At 56.2% G+C, this 23,344-nt stretch carries 22 protein-coding genes; 20 read left to right on the top strand and 2 right to left on the bottom strand.

The window, feature by feature from the left end:
• Nucleotides 1–22 precede the first annotated feature (22 nt).
• Together tatB and tatC are read left to right on the top strand one after the other, a co-directional pair.
• Nucleotides 23–355 (top strand): Sec-independent protein translocase protein TatB, encoded by a 333-nt coding sequence (gene tatB / locus ACILP3_RS07500; RefSeq protein ID WP_395616069.1) that lies wholly within the window; start codon nt 23–25, stop codon nt 353–355.
• Entirely contained in the window at nt 352–1,119 is a 768-nt protein-coding gene (gene tatC, locus ACILP3_RS07505) for a twin-arginine translocase subunit TatC (RefSeq protein ID WP_395616035.1), read from the top strand. Before tatB ends, tatC begins: the two co-directional genes overlap by 4 nt.
• A 328-nt stretch (nt 1,120–1,447) precedes the next feature.
• Here the strand turns inward: tatC and ACILP3_RS07510 are convergent, their stop codons facing one another.
• Complete coding sequence (locus tag ACILP3_RS07510; protein ID WP_395616036.1) at nt 1,448–1,570, bottom strand: entericidin A/B family lipoprotein; 123 nt, start codon at nt 1,568–1,570, stop codon at nt 1,448–1,450.
• Between the two features lie 135 nt (nt 1,571–1,705).
• The gene (locus tag ACILP3_RS07515; RefSeq protein WP_395616037.1) at nt 1,706–3,865 is read right to left on the bottom strand and encodes a TonB-dependent receptor; all 2,160 of its coding nucleotides are present in this window, start codon (nt 3,863–3,865) and stop codon (nt 1,706–1,708) included.
• 174 nt (nt 3,866–4,039) lie between these two features.
• On the opposite strand from ACILP3_RS07515, the gene ACILP3_RS07520 reads away from it, so the two are divergent.
• The 18 genes from ACILP3_RS07520 to ftsA all read left to right on the top strand — a co-directional run bounded on the left by ACILP3_RS07520 (nt 4,040) and on the right by ftsA (nt 23,279).
• Entirely contained in the window at nt 4,040–5,032 is a 993-nt protein-coding gene (locus ACILP3_RS07520; protein ID WP_395616038.1) for a cysteine synthase A, read from the top strand.
• Nucleotides 5,033–5,060: 28 nt separating this feature from the next.
• Entirely contained in the window at nt 5,061–5,348 is a 288-nt protein-coding gene (locus ACILP3_RS07525; protein ID WP_395616039.1) for a hypothetical protein, read from the top strand.
• Between the two features lie 10 nt (nt 5,349–5,358).
• Entirely contained in the window at nt 5,359–6,189 is an 831-nt protein-coding gene (locus ACILP3_RS07530; protein WP_395616040.1) for a hypothetical protein, read from the top strand.
• 310 nt (nt 6,190–6,499) lie between these two features.
• Nucleotides 6,500–6,988: a division/cell wall cluster transcriptional repressor MraZ gene (locus ACILP3_RS07535; RefSeq protein WP_395616041.1), complete on the top strand. Its 489-nt coding sequence runs from the start codon at nt 6,500–6,502 to the stop codon at nt 6,986–6,988.
• On the top strand, nt 6,985–7,941 hold the full coding sequence (rsmH, locus tag ACILP3_RS07540) for a 16S rRNA (cytosine(1402)-N(4))-methyltransferase RsmH (protein WP_395616042.1): 957 nt from the start codon (nt 6,985–6,987) through the stop codon (nt 7,939–7,941). The genes ACILP3_RS07535 and rsmH overlap by 4 nt, the downstream gene beginning before the upstream one ends.
• Nucleotides 7,938–8,531: a hypothetical protein gene (locus ACILP3_RS07545; RefSeq protein WP_395616043.1), complete on the top strand. Its 594-nt coding sequence runs from the start codon at nt 7,938–7,940 to the stop codon at nt 8,529–8,531. Before rsmH ends, ACILP3_RS07545 begins: the two co-directional genes overlap by 4 nt.
• Nucleotides 8,531–10,267, top strand: coding sequence for a peptidoglycan D,D-transpeptidase FtsI family protein (locus tag ACILP3_RS07550; protein ID WP_395616044.1), 1,737 nt, complete (start codon nt 8,531–8,533; stop codon nt 10,265–10,267). The genes ACILP3_RS07545 and ACILP3_RS07550 overlap by 1 nt, the downstream gene beginning before the upstream one ends.
• Complete coding sequence (locus ACILP3_RS07555; RefSeq protein WP_395616045.1) at nt 10,267–11,694, top strand: UDP-N-acetylmuramoyl-L-alanyl-D-glutamate--2,6-diaminopimelate ligase; 1,428 nt, start codon at nt 10,267–10,269, stop codon at nt 11,692–11,694. Before ACILP3_RS07550 ends, ACILP3_RS07555 begins: the two co-directional genes overlap by 1 nt.
• A complete protein-coding gene (murF, locus tag ACILP3_RS07560; RefSeq protein WP_395616046.1) occupies nt 11,691–13,079 on the top strand; it encodes a UDP-N-acetylmuramoyl-tripeptide--D-alanyl-D-alanine ligase in 1,389 nt (462 codons plus the stop codon). The genes ACILP3_RS07555 and murF overlap by 4 nt, the downstream gene beginning before the upstream one ends.
• Nucleotides 13,079–14,149: a phospho-N-acetylmuramoyl-pentapeptide-transferase gene (gene mraY / locus ACILP3_RS07565; protein ID WP_395616047.1), complete on the top strand. Its 1,071-nt coding sequence runs from the start codon at nt 13,079–13,081 to the stop codon at nt 14,147–14,149. The genes murF and mraY overlap by 1 nt, the downstream gene beginning before the upstream one ends.
• Nucleotides 14,146–15,435 carry a UDP-N-acetylmuramoyl-L-alanine--D-glutamate ligase gene (murD, locus tag ACILP3_RS07570; protein ID WP_395616048.1) on the top strand — a complete coding sequence of 430 codons (1,290 nt, stop codon included), beginning with the start codon at nt 14,146–14,148 and terminating at the stop codon, nt 15,433–15,435. Before mraY ends, murD begins: the two co-directional genes overlap by 4 nt.
• Nucleotides 15,432–16,652 carry an FtsW/RodA/SpoVE family cell cycle protein gene (locus tag ACILP3_RS07575; RefSeq protein WP_395616049.1) on the top strand — a complete coding sequence of 407 codons (1,221 nt, stop codon included), beginning with the start codon at nt 15,432–15,434 and terminating at the stop codon, nt 16,650–16,652. The genes murD and ACILP3_RS07575 overlap by 4 nt, the downstream gene beginning before the upstream one ends.
• Complete coding sequence (gene murG, locus ACILP3_RS07580) at nt 16,649–17,830, top strand: undecaprenyldiphospho-muramoylpentapeptide beta-N-acetylglucosaminyltransferase (protein ID WP_395616050.1); 1,182 nt, start codon at nt 16,649–16,651, stop codon at nt 17,828–17,830. The genes ACILP3_RS07575 and murG overlap by 4 nt, the downstream gene beginning before the upstream one ends.
• Nucleotides 17,827–19,245, top strand: coding sequence for a UDP-N-acetylmuramate--L-alanine ligase (murC, locus tag ACILP3_RS07585; protein WP_395616051.1), 1,419 nt, complete (start codon nt 17,827–17,829; stop codon nt 19,243–19,245). Before murG ends, murC begins: the two co-directional genes overlap by 4 nt.
• Nucleotides 19,242–20,138, top strand: a complete 897-nt coding sequence (gene murB / locus ACILP3_RS07590; protein WP_395616052.1) for a UDP-N-acetylmuramate dehydrogenase — start codon at nt 19,242–19,244, stop codon at nt 20,136–20,138. The genes murC and murB overlap by 4 nt, the downstream gene beginning before the upstream one ends.
• Nucleotides 20,135–21,076 carry a D-alanine--D-alanine ligase gene (locus ACILP3_RS07595; RefSeq protein ID WP_395616053.1) on the top strand — a complete coding sequence of 314 codons (942 nt, stop codon included), beginning with the start codon at nt 20,135–20,137 and terminating at the stop codon, nt 21,074–21,076. Before murB ends, ACILP3_RS07595 begins: the two co-directional genes overlap by 4 nt.
• The gene (locus tag ACILP3_RS07600; protein ID WP_395616054.1) at nt 21,076–22,017 is read left to right on the top strand and encodes a cell division protein FtsQ/DivIB; all 942 of its coding nucleotides are present in this window, start codon (nt 21,076–21,078) and stop codon (nt 22,015–22,017) included. The genes ACILP3_RS07595 and ACILP3_RS07600 overlap by 1 nt, the downstream gene beginning before the upstream one ends.
• On the top strand, nt 22,014–23,279 hold the full coding sequence (gene ftsA, locus ACILP3_RS07605) for a cell division protein FtsA (RefSeq protein ID WP_395616055.1): 1,266 nt from the start codon (nt 22,014–22,016) through the stop codon (nt 23,277–23,279). The genes ACILP3_RS07600 and ftsA overlap by 4 nt, the downstream gene beginning before the upstream one ends.
• Nucleotides 23,280–23,344: the final 65 nt, after the last annotated feature.

Here is a 23,344-nt window from a genome sequence, read left to right on the forward strand (position 1 = left end):
CCCTCGATGTCGGGGGATTGACGTGTTTGACATTGCGTCATCCGAACTGTTGCTTGTCGTCCTTGTGGCGCTTTTGGTCATTGGACCAAAGGATTTGCCAAAGGCATTGCGCTTTGTCGGCAAATGGGTAGGCAAAGCGCGCGGTGTCGCCTCGCATTTTCGGTCGGGCTTTGACGAAATGGTGCGCCAGTCGGAACTCGAAGAATTGGAGAAAAAGTGGAAGGCCGAAAATGAACGCATCATGCGCGCGCATCCGGCGGATCCACGTGCAGACGTTATCGGCGATGATGCGCAGGCACATATAGCCGAACCCCCCGCCGACACGCCGCCAACCGAAACGGCGACCAAGATATGAGTGATGTAGACGACAGCAAAATGCCTTTGCTGGATCATTTGATTGAGCTACGCAGCCGCCTGCTCTGGAGCTTTTTGGCGCTCGCCATCGCCTTTGGCATCAGCCTCTATTTCGCGCGGCCGATCTTTGGCTTTCTTGTGCAGCCTTTGCTCGCATCGGGCCAAACGAAGCTAATTTATACCGCAATATTCGAGGCATTTTTTGTCGAGATTAAGGTCGCGTTTTTTGCCGCCACCTTCTTCTCCTTCCCGGTATTTGCAACGCAATTATGGCGCTTCGTTGCGCCCGGCCTTTACAGCAAGGAAAAGCGGGCTTTTCTCCCATTTCTGCTCGCAACGCCGGTGTTGTTCATCACCGGCGCGTCCATGGCCTATTTCATGGCTATCCCCGTTGCGTTGGAATATTTGCTTGGCTTTGGCGGCAATGTCGGCGGTGTGGAGCAACAGGCGCTTCCCGGTGTCGACAATTATCTCAATTTCGTAATGAAGTTCATTTTCGGCTTTGGCATTTCGTTTCTGCTTCCGGTGTTGCTGATGCTGCTGGAGCGGGCAGGGATTGTTACGCTGGAACAGCTTAAGAGCGCGCGTCGTTATGCCATTGTCGGTGCCTTCGCCATTGCCGCCGTCCTCACGCCGCCCGACGTTGTGTCGCAATTGCTGCTCGCGATCCCCTTGTGCATATTATACGAGCTTGCCCTGATCGCCATCTGGTTCACCCGCCGCCGCCGCAAAAAGGCCGAGGCCGCTGAAGAGGCTGTGCTGTAGGTTTGACCGCGCTGCCGTCCTGCCGTCACCCGGAACCCCAACCGTCATCCTAAACTTGTTTCAGGATGACGAGTTTGGTTGTGTTGGAACGGGGTTGGGAATTGTTTACTTTACCCTCTTCGTCCTCTGCGCCTCTGCGTGCAAAATGAACTCACGCAGAGGCGCAGAGGACGCAGAGGGTAAACGCCAGGATATATGCCGCTCGAGTGACCCCCTTGCCACTAACCCGTTCGTGTCGAGCTAAGACGAGACACCCCTGCGCGCGATCCAAACCAAAAGGGCCGGAAGTTCCCCTCCGGCCCTTTGTGTAATTACGACCGGCCATCTATCAGATCGCGCGGTCACCGGCTTCACCAACGGATTCAATGTCTTCGCCCACGCCCTTGACGGTGTTGCAGGCTGCTGCCAGCAAGGATACTGAAAGCAGGATGATCGTTGCAATTTTGCGCATGATATTCTCCAAGAGCTTGGCCTACAAATTAGGCCTAGCAGGCTAACCCGCTGATCGCGCGGAGGTTCCGTTTTTTTTTAGCGCGCGATCATCGAATCAGCCCCTTGGCGGGGTTTCATGAACACGATCGGTGGATCAGAAACTGACCCGTGCCGTCACCCGGAAATCACGACCGGTCAAAGGTACGAAATCCTTGGTAAAGGACGCGGCACGTCGGGCGTTTACGTCGAAGATATTGTTCGCTGACGCAATCAGCGCAATGTTGCGATCCCGCCCGAATGGCCGCCAAGTCGCCGAAGCATTGACCAAAGTAAAGCCATCAGTTGGCGTTTCAAACACTGCCGTTTTCGTCTGGTCATCGCTGAATTCGACTTCGCCGCGCAGGTCAAAGCTTGCATTGGTCAACTCAACGCCGCCCAGCAAACGCAAGGGTGGGATGCGCGGGACATTGCCGCCACCGGAGGAGATTTTGGCGCGTGTATAGTCTGCAACGCCATCGACCGACAGGTTGGAACTGCCAAAGCTGGCGAGGCGCTTGGCCGCTTGAAATTCCACGCCCCAGACCTTGGCGTCATTTTGGAAATATTGGAAGACGGGCAAATCATCTTCAATGTCGCCGGTCTCGGCCTCATAAATGAAATTGTCGAAGCGGTTGGTGTATAATGTTGCGCTGAACGCGGTCCCCAGCGTTTCGTACCGTGCGTAGAGTTCGCCATTCCAAGCCCGCTCGCTTTTCAGATCGGGATCGCCTATTTCATAGGCCTGCGTTGCGATATGCGGCCCGCTGGAGAATAACTCCTCCACCGCTGGTGCACGGCCCGTCCGCGAGATATTCGCGCCGATCTTCAGATCGCCAATATGGTAGCCAAGACCAAATGCGGCGGAGATATTGTTGAACGAGCGCGTTAAGCCCAAAGTGTCAGCGCGCAGATCTGCGGTGTCAAAACGCAAAGCGACTTCGGCGTCCAGATTGCCTTTGGTATATTCCTGCAAGGTGAACATGCCAAATTGCCGCGTAATGTTGGGCGGAACGAAGGCCTCGGCACCAATGGCTTCGAAATCGCGGGACTGATATTGGACGCCGCTTGCCCCGCGCCAGCCGTTGCGGTCATTCTGCACAAATTCTGCCCGCGCCTCGATACCCTGGCTGTTAAAGAGGGTGCCGACTTCGTCGCCTTCAAATTCAGTATGGGTATAATCGGCGTAGCCCGCGCGCAGGCGCAGTTTTTCGAATAAGCCATCGCCCAAATTGACTTCACCGCGAAAGTCGAGGCGATATTGCCGCAAGCCAATGGTGACGGGCGCTTCGCCTTCTGCATGTTCTTCATATTCTGAATGTTCTTCGTCCGCATGCGCATGCGCATGGGATGCGCCGGGACGGGCAGGGATACCGTAATTTGTGTCGTAAATGCTATAAGACACGCCAATATTGCCATTGTCGTCGATAAAGGCGATGCCACCGCCAGCAGTCCAGCTTTTCACCGCGCTGTTGGGAATGCGGCCGCGCTGATCCGCCAGTTCGCGGGCTTCGGCAGCTTCTTCCAGATGGCCTTCGCTTGCTTCCTCTGCTGCTAAGTCCAGCATCTCCGCGCGCAAATTGGGGGATAGAATATAGCCGCCGGTGCGCAGATCATCGCTATTGCGGTAGCTGCCGTCGAGATGGACGATGACTCGGTCAGTGATCGGCATATCAATCGACGCGCCGCCGGACCAGTCGCGTGCGGCGCTGCCATATCCGGCCAAGGCGTCGATGTGAATGTTTTCGTCGGGGATGGATCGCGGAATTCGCTTGTCGAGCGCGTTGACCGCGCCGCCTACGGCCTGACCGCCGAACAACAGGACGGCGGGGCCGCGCAGCACTTCAATCCGCTCGACCGTCAAGGTGTCGATAGTAACCGCATGGTCCGCCGATGTGTTGGACGCGTCGATATTGCCGATACCGTCCGTTAAAACAGCGACGCGGTTCCCTTGATAGCCACGCAGCACGGGGCGCGATGCGCCGGGGGAGAAGCTCGTCGCCGAAACGCCCGGCAGGCTGGTGAGTATATCGCCCAATTGCGCGCGCGTTTTTTCGGCGAGCACTTCGCCTGAAATCGCAGATGTGCCGGAAAGAATGTCGAGCCGTTCAACAAACGGCGCGGTGACGACGATATCCTCTGTCCCGTGAAAATCGTCGGACTGTATATTGGTTTCGGTCGAAGCTGGACCAGTTTGCTGCGCATAAGCGGGCACGGCCAAAGTCAGCGATAATGCGGAAATGCTGGCGGAAATTCTAAGAAGCGGGGCAGATTTCATAAGAGAACATCATCCATAAAAGCCAAAGACAGAGCGACATGTTAGACGCAATGATATAATATAACAATACCTGTAATGCATTTTGCTATCATATCCGCTTTTGCCCCGCATATTGTTGTGCCCAAAGCCAGACCGTCTTGCGATTGGCCATGAACGCGCCTAGCTATTGGCGATATGAACATGCTTGGCTCAACACTTGATTTGATTGGCAACACCCCGCTCGTCCGCCTGAAAGGGCCAAGCGAGGCAGCCGGATGCGATATTTTTGGCAAATGCGAATATGTGAACCCCGGTGCGTCGGTAAAGGATCGCGCCGCGCTTTACATCGTCCGCGATGCCGAACGGCAGGGCCTGTTGAAGCCCGGCGGGACGATTGTTGAGGGCACGGCAGGTAATACCGGCATTGGCCTTGCTTTGGTGTGTAATGCGCTGGGGTATAAGACGATCATCGTCATGCCCGAAACGCAGAGCCAGGAGAAAAAGGACACGCTGCGCGCATTGGGTGCTGAACTCGTGCTTGTGCCCGCTGCACCTTATGCAAACCCTGGGCATTTCGTCCACACATCCCGCCGGCTGGCCGAAGAAACCGAAAACGCCGTCTGGGCAAACCAGTTCGACAATATCGCCAACCGCCGCGCGCATATCGAAACGACAGCCGAAGAAATCTGGATGCAGATGGATGGTGAGATTGATGGCTTCATTTGCGCTGCTGGTACGGGCGGGACGATTGCCGGCGTTGGGCTTGGGCTAAAGGCAAAGGATGAGGGCGTCACTATCGCCTTGGCCGATCCGCATGGTGCGGCGCTCTATAATTTTTATGCATGCGGCGAATTAAGCGCCGAAGGCAGCTCAGTCGCTGAAGGCATCGGGCAGGGACGCATTACCGCCAATCTCGACGGCGCGCCGATTGATACCCAATTCCGCATTTCCGACGAAGAGGGCCTAATCTGGGTTCGGCGGCTTTTGGCGGAGGAGGGGCTATGCCTTGGGCTCTCATCGGGCATCAACGTGGCAGGTGCCATCGCGCTGGCAAAGCATCTGGGGCCGGGTAAGCGTATCGTGACGATATTGTGCGACACCGGCTTCCGTTATTTGTCCACCATTTATAACCCAGCGTGGATGCGCAGCAAAAACCTTCCCGTGATGCCGTGGCAGCAAGACAGCTAAAAGCCAAAATGGGGTAAGGAGAACGCATATGGTCGAACAAAAGCAATCCGCAATTCAGCGTATTCAGGTCGGGCTGGTCGGGCTCGTGGTAGTGCTGTTGTTCGTGACATTGGCCAATATGGTCTTGGACCGGGTAAGCGACGGGCCAAAAACAGGCGGCGTGCCTGACGCTGCGCCCCTGACAGCGGACAAGGATGCGACGCCGGATGAACCGCTGGCGGAATTGGGCGTTACGCCTGTGGCCAAGGAAACGGATGCCGAAAGAGCCGCTAAGGATGCGGCAAAAACCCCGCTTTCATCTGCGCCCGCGCGGTAATATTTGCTTGGTGATTGATAGATTAGCCCAGTTCGGCGTTAAAAAGTGGCTGCTTGTCGCTTTGGTAGCGGCATGCACGGTTTTGCTATTGCTCGCTGGCTTTGCCACGACGCGTCCTGCGGACAATCGACCAAAGCCGCCATTGGCAATGATGACTTCGCTGCCGCTGGTATGGAGCGAGGGGGGTATTGAGGCGGATTTGGCCAAGGACGCCGCGCCGCATCCTGCCTTTAAGCGGCTGAGTGCGCATTATGACATCACGCCCATAGACGATTTGGAGGCTTGGGTGCCAAAGCCTAAGCAGATGCTTTTGCTTGCGCAGCCGCGGGCCTTTGCACCACGCGAACTGGTCCATCTGGATAATTGGGTGCGCCAAGGTGGCCATGTGTTGATACTTGCTGACCCTGCCTTGCAATGGGGAAGCCTTTATCCCTTGGGCGACAAAAGGCGTCCGTTGTTTACATCGATGCTCTCCCCCCTTTTCGCTTATTGGGGAATGGAGCTCGTCTTACCGTTGGAAGATGAGGTTCCCGCTTCCATGCGCAAAATTGGCGGTTTGCCTATCCGGACGGTAACGCCCGGGGAATGGCTGCCTAAAAAGAGCACTGCCAAGGGCCGCTGCAGCATATTGGCGAAAGGCCTGTTGGCGGATTGCCGAATGGGCAAAGGGCGCGCTATTCTTGTGGCCGATGCCGATTTTCTCGATGCCGCCTTTTGGCAAGGGCGCGGGATGCGGATACTCACCGGCAAAGACGAATTTGCCAATATCGCCCTGTTGCAAGCGCTTTTGGCCGCTTTGCACGACGATCAGGGATTGAACGGGGATTTTGTGGGAAAATGACGAATGATGGGAGAAATAGGGCCGCCACCATCGGTAAAGCCGTCGATTTTGGCGCTTTTAGCGCCATGAAATTATGTCCATTATGCAATCTATATCTGGAGCCTTGTTTAAGAAGTGACGGAATTCCGACGTTAATGCCGAAAATAAGATAGTTTTTCCATAAAATCCCTCTTTTCATCCATGAAATCCCTTGCTATGCACAGTCATCAAGGGGTGGTTTCCTGATTCTAACGGACGTTAAGACGTCCGCGCGGCGATATGTTTCGCCATGATTAGAGATCTGCGCCCTTTTTGTAGGGGTGTGCGGTTAGTGTCAGCGTTGGTCGTCTATGCAGGTTCAGGGGTGTCGAATGTCGACGCCAAAGGCCGCACGACGATTCCAGCAGAGCTGCGCGACAGCGTCCAGCAATCCAGCGGCAGCAACAGCGTGTGCATATCGCGCCATTCCACCTTGCCGTGCCTCATCGGCTTTGGTGGCTCCGAACGCCTTAAGCTGCGCGCCGACATCGAGGCGCAATGGCAAAGTGCTGTGAATCGCGGTACCGAATTTGACCGCGAAATCGCTGGCGTTTCGGCATCCTCCATTTTTGAAACCGCTTTTGAAGCCAGTGGCCGTTTCGTGCTCTCGCCGATGCTCAAGCATTTTGGTCGCATTGACGATCGCGCCTTCTTTTTTGGTGCGACAACGCATTTCATGCTGTGGAACCCCGACGTCTTCCTGAAAGAAGCGCCTGCAGCCTTCAACCCTGTTAAGGACGAGCTGAATTATTGGCTGTCTCAGGCGAAGCGCGACAAATGAGCGCTCTAGCCCCCCATATTCCAGTCTTACTGGATGAAGTGATTCACTCTCTCGCCATCACCCCTGGCGCTGAGATCGTGGATGGTACCTTCGGTGCAGGTGGATACAGCCAAGCGATACTGGCTGGCGGTGCGCGCGTTTACGCGTTCGACCGCGATCCCGACGCCCTTAAAGAAGGTGCTGACCTTGCAGGCCGCAGCGAAGGCGCTTTGCGTCTTTACGCGGCCTGTTTTTCTAACATGGACGATGTCTTGATTGCTGACGGCATTTCGTCGGTCGATGGCGTCGTATTGGATATCGGCGTTTCGTCGATGCAGCTTGATCGCGCTGAACGCGGCTTTTCTTTCCAAAAGGACGGTCCGCTCGATATGCGCATGGGTCAGGACGGCATGACGGCGGCGGACTTCGTCAATGAAGCTGAAGAGGCTGATATTGCCGATATTATTTACCGTTATGGCGAAGAGCATCGCTCACGCCGCATTGCCCGTTCGATTGTCGCCGCGCGGCCCATAGAAACCACAGCGCAATTGGCCGCGATTGTCCGCAAGGCCGTTGGTCATAAGCCCGGCGCGCCCAAGGATCCTGCCACCCGCGCCTTTCAAGCCATTCGTATCCATGTGAACCGCGAATTGGACGAGCTGACCGACGGCCTTGAGGCTGCCGAACGTATGTTGAAGCCAGGTGGCCGCTTGGCTGTTGTCACCTTTCACAGCCTTGAAGACCGCATCGTGAAGCAATTTTTGCGTCGCCGTAGCGGCGCAGAAGCCGCAGGCTCGCGCCATGTGCCAATGGTTGGCAGCGACGGCCCGTCACCTACTTTTGATAAAGCCGACAAAGCGGTCCGGCCATCGGGCGCTGAACTGGCCCGTAATCCACGGTCAAGATCGGCAACCTTACGTTCCGCAACCCGCACACAGGCGCCCGCATGGGCAACAGGAGGACTTGCAGCATGAGTCTCGCTATGAAAAGGCTTCAGAATCTGGGCTGGTTGGCTTTGGTTTTCATGGTTGCCATTCTGTTGTATCCATTGTCGCTCAATGTCGCAGCTACGCATAGCGACTTGGTTGCGGTCGATCGCGAAATTCTGGAAACGAAGCGGGAAATCAGCTTTCTTCAAGCGGAAATCCGGACACGTGCCAGCCTTCAGCAGCTTGAGGAATGGAATGAGCTTTTGTACGGCTATCAGCCGCCATTGGCGCAACAATTTGTCAATGGTGAAGCTGCGCTCGCAGAACTGACCGGAGATCTGCAAGAGACAAAGCCAGTGATGATGGCTTCTGCAGATATCGACGTTGCGCCCAGCGCGAACCAAGCTAACCCTGCGCCGACGATTGAGGCTGTGGTGAAGAAGTCGACGGCGATTGCCACAGCTGTTGCAACCCCGATTTTTGCTGAGCCGGCAAAGCGCGCCGCGCCAAAGCCTGTAGCGCCAAAGGTGGAGCAGACCCGCACCGAGCGACTTGCGCGTATGGACGAAACGCTGTTGTCGGATGATCTGTTGCGGGACATTTCGGCTAAGTCCGCGAATGAACGCCGCCGGTAATGAACCCCCAACTGGCCCGCACAACCACACGGAAAAGCGGCGTCAACCCGCCACCATTTGCCGCGCACGGGTTTTGGCGCATGCTTATCTTGTTGCTGGCCTTTGGCATGTTTGTCGTGCTGCTGATCGGTCGCCTCGCCACCTTGGCATTGTTTGAGAGCACACGTGCATATGGTGCGACGAGCACTGAATATGTGCCGGAACGCGGTGACATTGTGGACCGCAATGGCATTCCTTTGGCGCGCAGCATCTATGGCTATGCGATCTGGGTAAAGCCTGAGGATATCTTGGGCGATCGCAAACAATTGGCGAACCAGTTGGCGGCGATTTTCCCCGATACACCCGCTTCAGAATTTTATGCCAAATTGACCGCTGGTAAGCCCGGCTATCTGCGGAAACGCGCGTTGCCAGAGCAAGTCCGGCAGGTGCACAGCCTTGGCGAAATCGCCATCGAGTTTCCGCGTGAGGCCACGCGTCTATATCCGCAGCATGATATGGCGGCGCATGTCCTGGGTTTTGTAAATCGCGACGGCAAAGGCGCGATGGGCATGGAACGTGTCATGAATGACTATTTGCGCGACCCGTCAAAGCGTTCCGCGCCATTGAACCTTGCATTGGACGTTCGCGTGCAAGCCGCGCTTGAAAGCGAGCTTGCATCCGGCATGGCGGCAACGTCCGCTAAAGGCGCGGCAGGTGTCATCTTGGATGTACAAACAGGCGAAGTCATTGCCATGGCAACATTGCCATCGTTCAACCCGAACCGGCCTTCATTCGCCAACATTCCTGATGACGGGCAGCCTATCGTTGATGGTCGCTACCCGATTACGCGGCAGACCAACAATGTGACCAACCGTGTCTATGAGCTTGGTTCCACCTTCAAGCCGTTAACGGTTGCCGCAGCGATGGACGCAGGCACCGTGCGTGACCTTTCGGTGCGTTATGATGCGACAAGGCCGCTGCAGGTTGGCAAGTTCAAAATTCGGGACTCGCACCCTTTGGATCGCTGGATTAACGCACCTGAGTCGCTGATCCACAGTTCGAACGTTGTGACCGCGCAGATTGCCGATAATTTGGGTGCCGCCCGCATGGATGCGATGTTGCGTGCGATGCATTTTAATGCGCGGCCCGAAATTGAGCTCGCGGAAAAAGCGATGCCATTGTATCCCAAAAAATGGGATCGTCTGACAAATATGACCGTTGGCTTTGGCCATGGCATTGCCGTTACGCCGTTGCATTTGGCGAGCGGGTATGCCGCCATGGTCAATGGCGGCATATATCGCCCGGCGACGATGTTCAAAACCAAGCCCGGCGCCAAAATCCCCGGCAAGCGGGTATTTACGGCGGCAACCAGCGCGCGGATGCGTCAAATGATGCGTATGATTGTCGTCGATGGGACCGGAAAGAAGGCCGATGCCTTGGGCTACCGTGTGGGCGGTAAAACCGGTTCAGCGGAAAAACCCGGCATTGGCGGATATAGCCGCAATCTGGTCGTTGCGACCTTTGCCGCTGCATTCCCGATGGACAATCCACGTTACGTTGTGCTTACCATGCTAGACGAACCACAGGGTACCGAGGCATCCAGCTTTCAGCGGACCGCAGGCTATACCGCTGCACCGGTTGTGCAGAAAACCGTGACGCGCATTGGTCCGTTTGTGGGAATCATTCCAGATATGAAACGCGATGTTGATGTATCCGAACTGATGCCTTTATTGTGGAAGGCGAAGGGAGAGCAATAGTGAGGCTCGGGCAATTGGTAAGCGGTGCCGATACGGCATTTGCCGACAGAATAGTGACCGGCTTTGCCATCGACCATCGGAAGATTGCGCCCGGCACCGTTTTTGGTGCATTTGAAGGCGCTGCATTTAATGGCGAAGATTTTATCGACGATGCCATTGCGGCTGGTGCTGTCGCTGTGGTCGCGCGTCCGGAAGCTGTGGTGCGCGGTGCGGTGCATATTGCGGATGCCAACCCGCGCCAAGCTTTCGCGCATCTTGCGGCAAAATTCTTCCGGCCTTTTCCCGACTATGTTGCGGCGGTTACCGGAACCAATGGCAAGACATCAACCGCAGAGCTCACGCGTCAACTGTGGCGGATGGCGGGGCATAATGCGGCGTCGATTGGCACTTTGGGAATCACCACGGCGTCTGATCAGGCCAAGACCGGTTTGACGACGCCGGACATCGTCACATTTCTTGCCAATATGTCGGGTCTGGCGCGCGAAGGCATTAGCCATGCCATATTCGAGGCGTCGAGCCACGGCCTGTCCCAATATCGCAGCGAAGGCGTGCCAGTTTCGGTCGCGGCCTTTACCAATTTAAGCCGCGACCATCTTGATTATCACGGGACCATGGAAGCGTATTTCGAAGCCAAGATGCGGCTGTTTGACGAGGTCGTCGACGAAAACGGTTGCGCCGTCATTTGGGCCGACGATGTCTGGTCGGACCAAGCGATTGCCCGTGCGCGCAAACGCGAACTCCGCCTGATTACGGTCGGGGAAAAGGGCAAGGGCATCCAATTATTGTCGCGCCAACCGACGCAGCTTGGGCAGACGCTTGAACTGCGCATTCAAGGCGATGTGCATAAATTGAAGCTGCCGCTGATCGGCGCGTATCAAGCTGCGAATGCTTTGGTTGCGGCTGGCGTGGTTATGGCAAGCGGTGGAGAGGTCGAAAGCCTGTTGTCGCATCTGGCCCGATTGCAGCCAGTGCGTGGACGTTTGGAACGCGCGGTGATTACCAAAAGCGGCGCGCCCGTTTACGTTGATTATGCGCACACACCCGATGGCTTGCGCGCGGCCATTGCCGCCTTGCGTCCCCATACCAAGGGTAAGCTCATTACCGTATTCGGAGCCGGCGGCGACCGCGACACTGGCAAGCGTCCGGAAATGGGCGCGGTGGCTGTGTCAGATTCCGACATTGTGATCGTCACCGACGATAACCCGAGAAGCGAAGACCCATCGCTCATTCGCGCCGACGTCATGGCGGGTGCAAAGGGTGCACATGAAATTGGTGACCGGCGTTACGCGATTGCCTTTGCCATTGAACATGCCGAGCCGGACGACATCGTCCTGATTGCGGGCAAAGGTCATGAGCAGGGACAAATCATCATGGGCCGTGTTTTGCCCTTTGACGATGTCGAAGTTGCACGGGAATGCGCGGCATGACCCCATTGTGGACCTTTGAAGAACTGCTGGCGGCCACAGGCGGCACAGCATCGGGGCATTTTGATGCCACTGGCGTTGCCTTTGACTCGCGCGAAATCGGCAAAGGCGACTTGTTTCTGGCGTTGAAGGGCGCGGAGACCGACGGGCATTTGTTCGTCGACAAGGCCTATGCCAATGGCGCAGCAGGCGCAATTGTGTCGCAACCAGTGCCGCACCCGCATATCCTTGTCGCCGATACGATGCAGGCGTTGGAGGCATTGGGTCACGCGTCGCGCGCGCGCACCAAAGCAAAGATCATCGGCGTTACCGGTTCTGCGGGCAAGACAGGGACGAAGGAGGCGTTGTTTGCCGCATTGGACCGATGTTCACGCGGTCGCGCGCATCGTTCGGTGAAAAGCTACAACAATCATGTCGGCGTGCCCTTAAGTTTGGCGCGGATGCCCGCAGATTGCGACTTTGGCATATTCGAAATGGGCATGAACCATGCAGGCGAAATGCTTGCGTTGAGCCATATTGTTCGTCCCGATGTCGCCATAATCACCACGATCGCCCCGGCACATATTGAATTTTTCAAGGACGAAAGCGGCATTGCCGATGCCAAGGCGGAGATATTCGAAGGCTTGGTCGACGGCGGCACGGCCATCCTGCCTGCAGACAATGTGCATTATCCGCGTCTGCGTGCGGCGGCAGAACGCTATACCAACTCAATCTTATCCTTTGGTTTCAGCCCCGACGCCGATGTTCGCGTTATCGACCATGTCAATTCGGCCCATGATGGAACACTGGTCACCGCAAAAGTGTGTGACGCGATGCTGTCGTTCACCCTGTCGCAACCCGGTGAGCATTGGATTGCCAACAGCATGGCCGTGTTGGCTGCTGTGCTCGCCGCAGGTGGTGATCTGGCGTCTGCAGGTTTGGCCATGGCCGAAATGGGCGGACTATCCGGACGCGGCGCCCGGCATGATGTGGCCATTGCTGGCGGCAATGTGCATGTGATTGATGAAAGCTACAACGCCAATCCAGCGTCTATGGCCGCAACCATTGGGCAATTGGGACTGTCTGGCGGCGGGCGGCGTATTGCGGTTTTAGGTTCGATGAAAGAATTGGGCGACAAGGGCGATCATTATCATCGCGCGCTTGCCGTGCCCTTGGCCGCCGCACAGGTAGATTTTGCGATCCTCGTTGGTAAAGAGATGAAAATTCTCGCCGATGCGTTGAATGCAGGGGTTGAGGGACCAAAGGAATTCGCGCATTGCGCGACCGCGCAGGAGGCTCTGGCCATTCTGCAACAATATCTTTGCGCATCAGACACGGTTTTGGTCAAAGGTTCCAATAGCATGGGACTTTCCAATATCGTGGACGCGCTGACGAGTGGGAAAAACTGATGCTATATGTTTTGGCCGAATATCTTGGGTTTCCCGGTATATTAAACCTCATCCGCTATCTCAGCTTCCGGTCGGGGGCGGCGATTGCTACCGCCCTGATTATCGGCCTGCTGATTGGACCACGCTTTATCAGCATGCTGCGCGTTCGTCAGGGCAAAGGGCAGCCCATTCGAAGTGACGGGCCACAATCGCATCTGGCCAAGGTCGGTACGCCAACGATGGGCGGCTTGATGATCTTGGTGTCGGTCGGCATTTCGATGCTTTTGTGGATGGACCTAAAAAACATATATGTCTGGGCCTGTTTATTGGTGACTGCGGGCTTTGGCTTGGTCGGTTTTCTCGACGATTATGACAAGGTTAAGAAGCGCAGCCACAAGGGCGTGTCTGGCAAAGTCCGCTTATTGTGGGAATTTGCCATTGCCGGCGTCGCGGTATCGTTGATTGTCTGGCAATCCGGCGGCAATTTATATCTGCCCTTTGTCAACGGTCCGGTTATCGACTTGGGCTGGTGGTATGTGCCATTTGGCGCGTTTGTGATTGTGTCCTTTGGCAATGCCGTGAACTTAACAGATGGTTTGGATGGGCTTGCGACCATGCCCGTCATCATTGCCTCCATTGCATTTATGTTAATCGTCTACATGGTCGGTAATGTTAAATACGCAGAATATCTGGGCATTCCGTTCTTTTTAGGGGCAGGGGACCTCGCCATGCTCTGTGGCGCGATTGTGGGCGCTGGCCTTGCCTTTTTGTGGTTCAACGCCCCGCCCGCCGCGGTGTTCATGGGCGACACCGGCAGCCTTGCCTTGGGTGGCACGCTGGGCGCAATCGCCGTTGTGGCGCACCATGAATTTGTGCTCGCCATCATCGGTGGGCTTTTCGTGGTCGAGGCGCTATCGGTTATCATTCAGGTGTTTTGGTTCAAGCGGACCGGCAAGCGCATTTTTCGTATGGCACCAATTCACCACCATTTTGAACAGCTTGGCTGGTCCGAACCGACCGTTGTCATTCGCTTCTGGATTGTGGCTTTCGTATTGGCGCTTGCGGGGCTATCAACCCTCAAGCTTAGATGATCACTACCCCTGCCTTTAAAGACCGGAAGTTCGCAATATTGGGACTTGCGCGCTCAGGCCTTTCGGCTGCACGTGCGCTTGTCGCGGGCGGGGCCGAAGTTTTGGCATGGGACAATGACGAAGGCGCGCGCGCCAAGGTTGCGGACATCGCCACGATTGCCGATCCGTTGCTAAGCGACTTAACGGGCTATGACGCCATTGTCGTTTCGCCCGGCGTTCCCATCAACCGCCACCCGATCGCTGATAAGGCAAAGGCAGCAGGCATCCCGTTGATTGGGGATATCGAATTATTCGCGATGGCGCGGCCGAACCTGCCGCCACATCATGTTGTGGGCATTACCGGGACCAATGGTAAATCCACGACGACGGCGTTGGTGCATCATTTGCTGGAAAGCGCGTCAATTCCCGTCCGCATGGGGGGCAATATTGGCTTGCCAATATTATCGCAAGCTCCGCTGCCTGCAGGCGGCGTTTATGTGCTTGAGCTTTCCAGTTATCAAATTGACATCACGCACAGCCTTGCTTGCGATGCTGCTGCGCTTATCAACCTCTCGCCAGACCATCTCGACCGATATGATGGCTATGACGACTATATAGCGTCGAAAGCTCGGTTGTTTGAAATGCAGACGGGCAAAGATTTTTCTGTGTTTGGCAAAGGCGACGCGGATACCGAACGTGTGTACAACGAAGTGCTTGCGCGGCGTGGGGCGGAATATGTGAAACTGGCCGATCCGCAATTGGTAACGGGCCAGGCCGAATGGCCTTCGCTTCAAGGGCCACATAATTTGCAGAATATCGCAGTGGCCATTGCCATCGTCGAAGCGCTTGGCGTGACGGAAGCCCAATGGCGGCCAGCGATGCGCAGCTTCAACGGCCTTGCCCATCGGATGGAAGTTGTTGCCGAACGTAATGGCATATTGTTCATCAACGACAGCAAGGCAACGAATGCGGCGTCGACTGCGCCCGCTTTGGCCGCTTATCCCCGCGTGCATTGGATCGTCGGTGGCTTGCCAAAGACTGACAATCTCGATGAATGCATTCCCAATTTCGGCCATGTTGTAAAAGCGTACACTATTGGTGAAGCTGGTCCGTTGTTCCATGAATTGCTGTCGCCGTACATGCCTGTGGAACGCAGCGAGATGATGGGCGCAGCGGTGCATTCGGCAGCAGCCCAAGCACAGCCGGGCGACGTTATCATGCTCTCGCCTGCTTGTGCGTCCTTTGACCAGTTTAAAGATTTTGAAGCCCGCGGCGATGCGTTCCGCGCGATTGTGGAAGCATTATGAGCGACCGCAAAGAAGCGCCCTGGGTCCTCGCCGCCAAAACCGGCAAGATCGGCTTTGCCAACCGTTTGGGCCGTGGCGACCGTTCGCCCTTGGGTGTCTGGTTTTGGGAACTCGACCGCGTGTTGTTGTCGTTAATGATGGTGTTGATCGCCATTGGGTTGCTCGCCGTTGCTGCGGCGTCTCCGGCGGGTGCGCAGCGCCTGTCATCGTCAACGACTGAGCTTTCTTCGCTCTATTTCTTTTATCGGCAATTGATGTGGGTCCTCATTGGTGTCCCGATCATGCTGCTTGTGTCGATGTCTCCGCGCGAACAAGCCCGACGCTTTGCGCTCTATGGCTTTTGCGTCTTTTTTGTTCTGCTTGCTTTGGTGCCTTTATTAGGACGCGAGGTGAACGGGTCACAAAGATGGATTGGTCCGGGTTTTGCGGGTCTCCAGCCGTCTGAATTTCTGAAGCCCTTTTTTGCGGTCATGATCGCGTGGATTATTAGCTGGCGGTTGAAAGACCCAAGCTTGCCCGTTCTTTTCCTTACCAGCATCGCCACTGGCCTTGTCTGTTTCTTCCTGTTGCTTCAACCGGATCTTGGGCAAACTATCTTGTTCATGGGCACTTGGTTTGCGCTGATGATGGTCGCTGGCGTGCCCGCACGCCGTTTGTGGTTCCTCGTCATCAGCGGCGTTGTATTCATCCTGCTGGCCTATAATTTCTACCCCGTCGCAACGCAGCGGATAGACGCGTGGATTTTTGGCACCGAGGGACTGACCCATGACAAAATGGCGCTGGCGACCCTAACTAACGGTGGCTTCATTGGCCTTGGCCCGGGTCTTGGCATAAAGAAATATTCGCTGCCTGAGGGGCATACCGACTATATCTTCTCGGTCATTGGTGAAGAATTCGGCCTTTTGGCCTGCATGGTTATTGCCATTTTGTATTTCGCGATTTTGGTCCGCATCATCATTCGCCTGTTGGATGAAAAAGACCAGTTTGTGGTCATGGCGGTCACCGGCCTCGGTGCGCAATTTTGCGGACAAGCGATGATTAATATTGCCGTGAATTTGGGTGTTTTTCCGTCAAAGGGGATGACTTTGCCCTTCATCAGTTACGGCGGTTCGTCTATCATTGCGCTTTCGATTACCTGCGGCCTGATACTCGCGTTGACGAAGCGAAACCCATATCTTGACCGTTCGCTGTATATGGTGAAGGGAGACAGGCCATGACCATTTCTCGGCATTATGTGTTGGCTGCTGGCGGTACTGGCGGACATTTGATTCCTGCCTTTGCATTGGGACAGGAATTGATCAGCCGGGGCCATCAAGTGGCGCTGATTACGGATGAACGCGGGGCGAAAATTCCGGGCTGCCCTGATGAGATGGCGACGCACAAGCTGCCCGCTGGCCGTATAACCAAAAATCCGGCGAGCTGGCTTCCTGGTATAAAGGCGATTGCCGAAGGGCGCGCGATGGCGCGGCGCCTGTACGATGATTTTGCACCGAGCGCCGTGGTTGGCTTTGGCGGTTATCCCGCGTTTCCAGCATTATTGGGTGCCTTTGCCGAGAAAATACCGACGATTATTCATGAACAAAATGCCGTGCTTGGCCGCGTCAATCGTTTCACCGCGCGGCAAGTGAACGCCATCGCCACCTCTTATCCCGACGTGCTCCGCCTGTCGCCGCGTTATGCCAGCAAGGTGCATCTGGTCGGTAACCCGGTCCGCGAAGAGGTGCTTGCGTTGCGTGATCAGCCTTTTCCAATGCTATTGCCTGAAGGCATTTTCCGCGTGTTGGTGACGGGCGGAAGCCAAGGCGCCACGGTGCTTTCTAATGTCGTGCCTGACGGATTGTCGAACTTGCCGATGAGTTTACGGCGGCGTTTGCAAGTGACGCAGCAATGCCGCGCTGAGGATATTGACGCTGTGCGGGCCGCTTATGCCGCCCATGATATTCCAGCCGAGCTGGCGACCTATTTGCCTGACCTGCCGCAATGGCTTGGCTGGGCGCATATGGTGATATCGCGGGCAGGGGCATCGACGATTGCCGAGCTGACCTGCGCTGGACGGCCAGCCATATTGGTCCCGCTGCCCAGCGCAACCGACGATCACCAAAGCTACAATGTCAAAGAAATGGTTGAAGCGGGCGGTGCGCGCGCCATCGCGCAGCCAGCCTTTACGGCAGTTGAACTTGCAAAGCAGATCCAAATGATCGCATTGGAGCCCGGTGCGATGGAAAATGCAGCCAAGGCCGCTAAAAGCTGCGGCCGGCCCAATGCGGTTGCCGATCTTGCCGATTTGGTCGAATCTTTCGGCCGTGCCCCGATCATGCATGGCATAAAATCAAAACCCCAATCGAGCGGCGGTTTCAGCTCGTCCCCCGCACTTGCCAGAGAGAATGCAGCATGAGAGGTGTTCCAACAGATATCGGGATTGTGCATTTTGTCGGTATTGGCGGCATCGGCATGTCGGGCATTGCGGAGGTCATGCACAATTTGGGTTACCAAGTGCAGGGCAGCGATATCGCCGACAGCTATGTCATCGACGGCCTGCGCCAACGCGGCATCAAGGTGATGATTGGCCATAGCGCCGACAATCTGGGCGAAGCAGCGGTGGTTGTGACATCCACTGCTGTAAAAGCGGGCAACCCAGAACGCGACGCTGCTTTGGAACGGCGTATACCCTTGGTGCGCCGCGCCGAAATGCTCGCCGAATTGATGCGGTTGAAGAATACTGTCGCCGTGGCGGGCACACATGGCAAGACGACGACGACATCTTTGATTGCTGCGATGCTTGACCATGGCGGCATTGACCCGACGGTCATCAACGGCGGCATCATAAACAGCTACGGTTCAAACGCACGCCTTGGTGCAAGCGACTGGATGGTGGTTGAAGCGGACGAAAGCGACGGCAGTTTCCTGCGGTTGGATGGTACGTTGGCGGTTGTCACCAATATCGACCCCGAACATCTCGACCATTATGGTGATTTCGACGCGATCAAAAACGCCTTTGTCGAATTTGTCGAAAACGTACCCTTTTACGGCGCGGCGATCATGTGCCTCGACCATCCAGAAGTGCAGGCGATTTTGCCCAAAATCCGAGACCGCCGGATCATTACTTATGGTTTTTCGGCGCAGGCCGACATTCGCGGTGAGAATGTCACCCCGCATCCCGGCGGTAACAGGTTCGACGTCGTAGTGCGCGCCCGCGACGGATCGCAACGGACGATAGAGGGTATCCACCTGCCGATGCCGGGCCGCCACAATGTGCAAAATGCGCTGGCTGCTGTTGCGGTTGGCCTTGAAATGGGGATGAGCGATGCGGCCGTTGCCCATGGCTTTGACAAATTCGGTGGCGTCAAACGGCGCTTTACCAAGGTCGGCGAAATAGCGCTTGTTGATGGCGCAGTCACGATCATCGACGATTATGGCCACCATCCCGTCGAAATCCGCGCGGTGCTGTCTGCTGCACGCGAAGGCGCGCAGGGCCGCGTGATTGCCGTAGCACAGCCGCACCGCTTTACCCGATTGCGCGACCATATGGATGATTTCCAACAAGCGTTTAACGATGCCGATATGGTATTCATCTCTCCTGTCTATGCCGCAGGTGAGGGGCCAATTGACGGCATTGATGCAGACGCGTTGGTGCATGGTATTAAGGCGCGCGGGCATCGTTCCGCCGCGACCGTGACGGACGCAGGTGACTTGGCGCGTAAGTTGGCGCAGGTGGTGCAGAGCGATGACATTGTCGTGTGTTTGGGTGCTGGCGACATCACCAAATGGGCTGCTGGCCTCGCCGACGCCATAAAGGCAGCGCGTGCATGACCACGCAGCTTCTGCCGCATGTAGAAGGGCGACTGACCCAAGATGCTCCGTTGGCGCCGTTGGTGTGGTTCAAATCGGGCGGCAGCGCGGACATATTGTTTGAACCCAAGGACGTTGCCGACCTGCAATCCTTTTTGCGCGAACTTGACCCTCGCACGCCTGTCATGGCGCTTGGCCTGGGTTCGAACCTGATCGTCCGTGATGGCGGTGTCAGGGGCGTTGTCATCCGGTTGGGCAAGGCCTTTGCCAAGGTCAACTGCACAGATGCGGTGACGCTGGCGTGCGGCGCGGGTGCGTCGGGCATATTGGTTTCATCCACTGCGCGCGACAAGGGCATCTCTGGCTTAGAATTTTTGCGCTGTATCCCCGGCACCGTCGGTGGCTTTGTCCGCATGAATGGCGGCGCTTATGGCGGCGAGGTAAAAGACATATTGCGTGATTGCGATGTGGTGCTGCGCGACGGAACGTTGACGACCTTGTCGGTGGAAGATTTGCATTACAGCTACCGCCATTCCGAACTGCCCGATGGCGCAATCATTGTGGCCGCGCGCTTCCAAGGACATCCGGGCGAATCCGAAGCGATCCAAGCCGAGATGGACCGGATTAGCGCATCGCGCGAAGCATCGCAGCCTTTGCGCTCGAAAACCGGCGGATCGACCTTCAAAAATCCGGACGGACATAAGGCGTGGCAACTGGTTGATGCGGCGGGATGTCGCGGGTTGCAAATCGGCGGTGCACAAGTGTCCGAAAAGCACACCAATTTCCTCATTAATACCGGTGACGCCACCAGCGTGGATATTGAATCGCTTGGCGAAGAGGTCCGCGCCCGCGTATTGGCGCATGCGGGCGTCGATTTAACATGGGAAATCCAGCGCGTGGGTGAAACGAAATGAGCAAGCAAATGCACGTCGCGGTGTTGATGGGCGGATGGTCGAACGAACGGCCAGTGTCCTTGATGAGCGGCAATGGTGTCGCCGATGCGCTTGAAAAGCTGGGCTATCAGGTCAGCCGCGTCGACATGGACCGCAATGTCGCACAAGTTCTTGCGGGCCTTCGCCCTGACATTGTGTTCAACGCCTTGCATGGTGTGCCCGGCGAAGATGGTTCGGTGCAGGGCATGCTAGATTTGATGGGCATCCGGTACACGCATAGCGGCATGGTGACCTCCGTCATCGCCATTGATAAGGAACTGACGAAACAGTGCCTCGTACCCGCCGGAATCCCGATGCCAAAGGGCACGATGGTCGACAGCGAAAGCCTATATGCGGCTGATCCGCTGCCGCGCCCTTATGTGCTGAAACCTCTGAACGAAGGCAGCTCGGTCGGGGTGGCAATCGTTACAGAAGCCAGCAATTACGGCAACCCGATTGCGCACGATGCCAAAGGGCCGTGGAAGGAATTTGACCGGTTGCTGGCGGAACCCTTCATAAAAGGCCGCGAGTTGACGGTGGCCGTGCTGGGCGACAAAGCGTTGTGCGTGACCGAGTTGAAGCCCAAGAGCGGCTTTTACGATTTTGATTCCAAATATACAGACGGGTTGACGGAACATATTTGCCCTGCGGAAATCCCTGCGGATATTGCCCAATATATGTTGGACACAGCGCTGCGCGCGCACCAGTTGCTTGGCTGCAAAGGCGCCTCACGCACCGATTTTCGTTGGGATGACGAAGCAGGCATGGACGGCGTTTTCGTTCTCGAAATCAATACGCAGCCTGGCATGACGCCATTGAGCCTTGTGCCCGAACAAGCGCGCCATGTTGGCATTAGCTACGAACAGCTTGTGGACATCATCGTCAAAGAGGCGCTGATTGTTAAAGGGGCAGTGGCATAATGGCTGGTGTCGCACGCAAAGCGCCCGCAAAACGCAAGGCAAAAGGCCCAAGCCCACGGCAAAGGGTGCCGCAAGCGTCCTGGGTTGATATGTTGATGCGGATGCTGCCTTTTTCCGAACGGGAACTGCAGCGCGTTTTTACCTGGATCATATTGGCGGCGCTCACGCTGTTGGCCTTTGTCGCTGCTCAATATGCGGGCCTGACCGCCGTTGCCTATCAACAATATGCCGCGCTGGCCGCCAAGGCTGGCTTCCAAGTAAAGAGCGTTCCGGTCACGGGCATGGAACGGGTGGACCAGTTGAAAGTCTATCAGTTGGTGCTCGCCGAAAAAGACCGCGCGATGCCCTTGGTGGATATCGAAAAAATACGCGCGGACTTGCTGCAATATGGGTGGATTAAGGACGCCCGCGTTTCGCGGCAGTTGCCCGATACGTTGGCAATAGAGATCATTGAGCGCAAGCCTGCCGCGATATGGCAACGGAACGGAAAATATTCTCTGATCGACGCGAACGGCATCGTTCTGGCAAATGTCCGCGCGGGTGAGGGCGGCGATTTGCCGACGTTGAACGGCAATGACGCCAATGCGCATATTGTCGCGCTAAACGCCTTGCTCGACAATGCTTCGGCGCTGAAATCGCAGGTTTCAGGCGCAAGCTGGATAGGTAACCGGCGCTGGGACTTGCAGTTCCAATCGGGCGAAACGCTGGCTTTGCCAGAGGGGGAGGCGGAAGCGGCCAAAGCACTGCTGAACTTTGCACGGTTGGACGGCGTCCACCGGTTGCTTGGCCGCGACCTCATCCATTTTGACCTACGCGACCCCAATCGCGCCTATTTCCGCAAAGCGCCAAAGGCAGAAGCTGTGAAAGTGGAAAGCAACGAAAACGCAGAAAACAAAGAAAACAACGAAATCACATCAAAAATTAATGGACTAACGGCATGAAGACGGCGCGGGTCGAACGGCTGATTTCGGCGATTGATATCGGTTCCTCCAAAGTGTCGGCGTTAATCGCCCGGCAGACTGAAAATGGCGACCTGCTGGTGCTGGGCACTGGCCAGCGCGAAAGTCGCGGGGTCACCCGTGGCTGCATTGCGGATGTCGAACAGGCCGAACTGTCTGTCCGCCACGCGGTGGAGCAAGCCGAACGCATTGCTGGCCTTAATATCGACAGGGCTTGGGTCGGCATGTCGTCGGGTGGGCTCGATAGCATGTTGGCACCTGTTGAAATCGAATTGGGCGGCGACCGCATTACGCAAGACGATGTCGACCAACTGCTTCAGGCCGGACGCGCCAATATCCAGACGGGTGGCAAAATTGCCTTGCATATCCAACCTACGCTATATGCGCTCGATGGTGTTGGCGGTGTGGCAAATCCGGTTGGGTTGCACGCAGATAGGCTTGGCGTTGACGTGCATGTCATTCTGGCTGACCAATCACCGGTCCGAAACATGGATATGACGGTGCGCTCGGCGCATTTGGATGTTGATTCGCTCGTGGTTGGGCCGGTTGCAACGGGTCTTGCCTGTTTGACGGCGGAAGAGCGCGACCTTGGCGTTGCACTTGTCGAATTTGGCGCCGCAGTGACCAACGTGTCGGTATTCATTGGCGGGATGCTGGTCGGACTTGAAACCATTCAGAAAGGCGGATCGGACATCACCGATGATATAGCGTCGGTCTTTGGCATTCGCCGTGCGCAGGCAGAGCGGCTGAAATGTTTTCATGGTTCGGCGCTGACCAGCCCACGCGATCATCAAGAAGTGCTCGATATTGGCCCTGACGAAAATGGCGTTGAACCTGGCAATCAAGCGCCACGCATCACCAAGGCGCAGTTGAATGCGGTCGTATGCCAGCGCGTCGATGGAATTGTGACCGAAGTTGCGCAGGCGCTAAAAACGCTCGGCTTTACAGGGCCATCTGGCCATCAGGTTGTCCTGACCGGTGGCGGCGCGGAATTAAAGGGTGCAGCCGAACATATGCAAAGCGCATTAGGCCGCACTGTCCGCATCGGCCGTCCCGCCGGGCTTATCAGCATTCCCGAAGCGCATTCCGGTCCTGCATTCTCAACGCTTGTCGGATTGATTCATTATGCAGCATCAGAGCGGGTCGAACTGCAATCCGGCTATGATTTACGCGCCGAACATTTGGGTGGAACGATGCCAAGTTTGATTGAACGGATAAAACGGGCGGTTCGTGAGAACTTCTGATAGAAAACTGTGCAAAAGGGTAATTTTCTGGTGTGCGTGTTTCGCTTTTGTGTAAAAAGCATGTA

It is taken from the genome of Sphingorhabdus sp. (assembly GCF_044239665.1).
In the GTDB taxonomy this organism is placed as follows: Bacteria; Pseudomonadota; Alphaproteobacteria; order Sphingomonadales; family Sphingomonadaceae; genus Sphingorhabdus_B.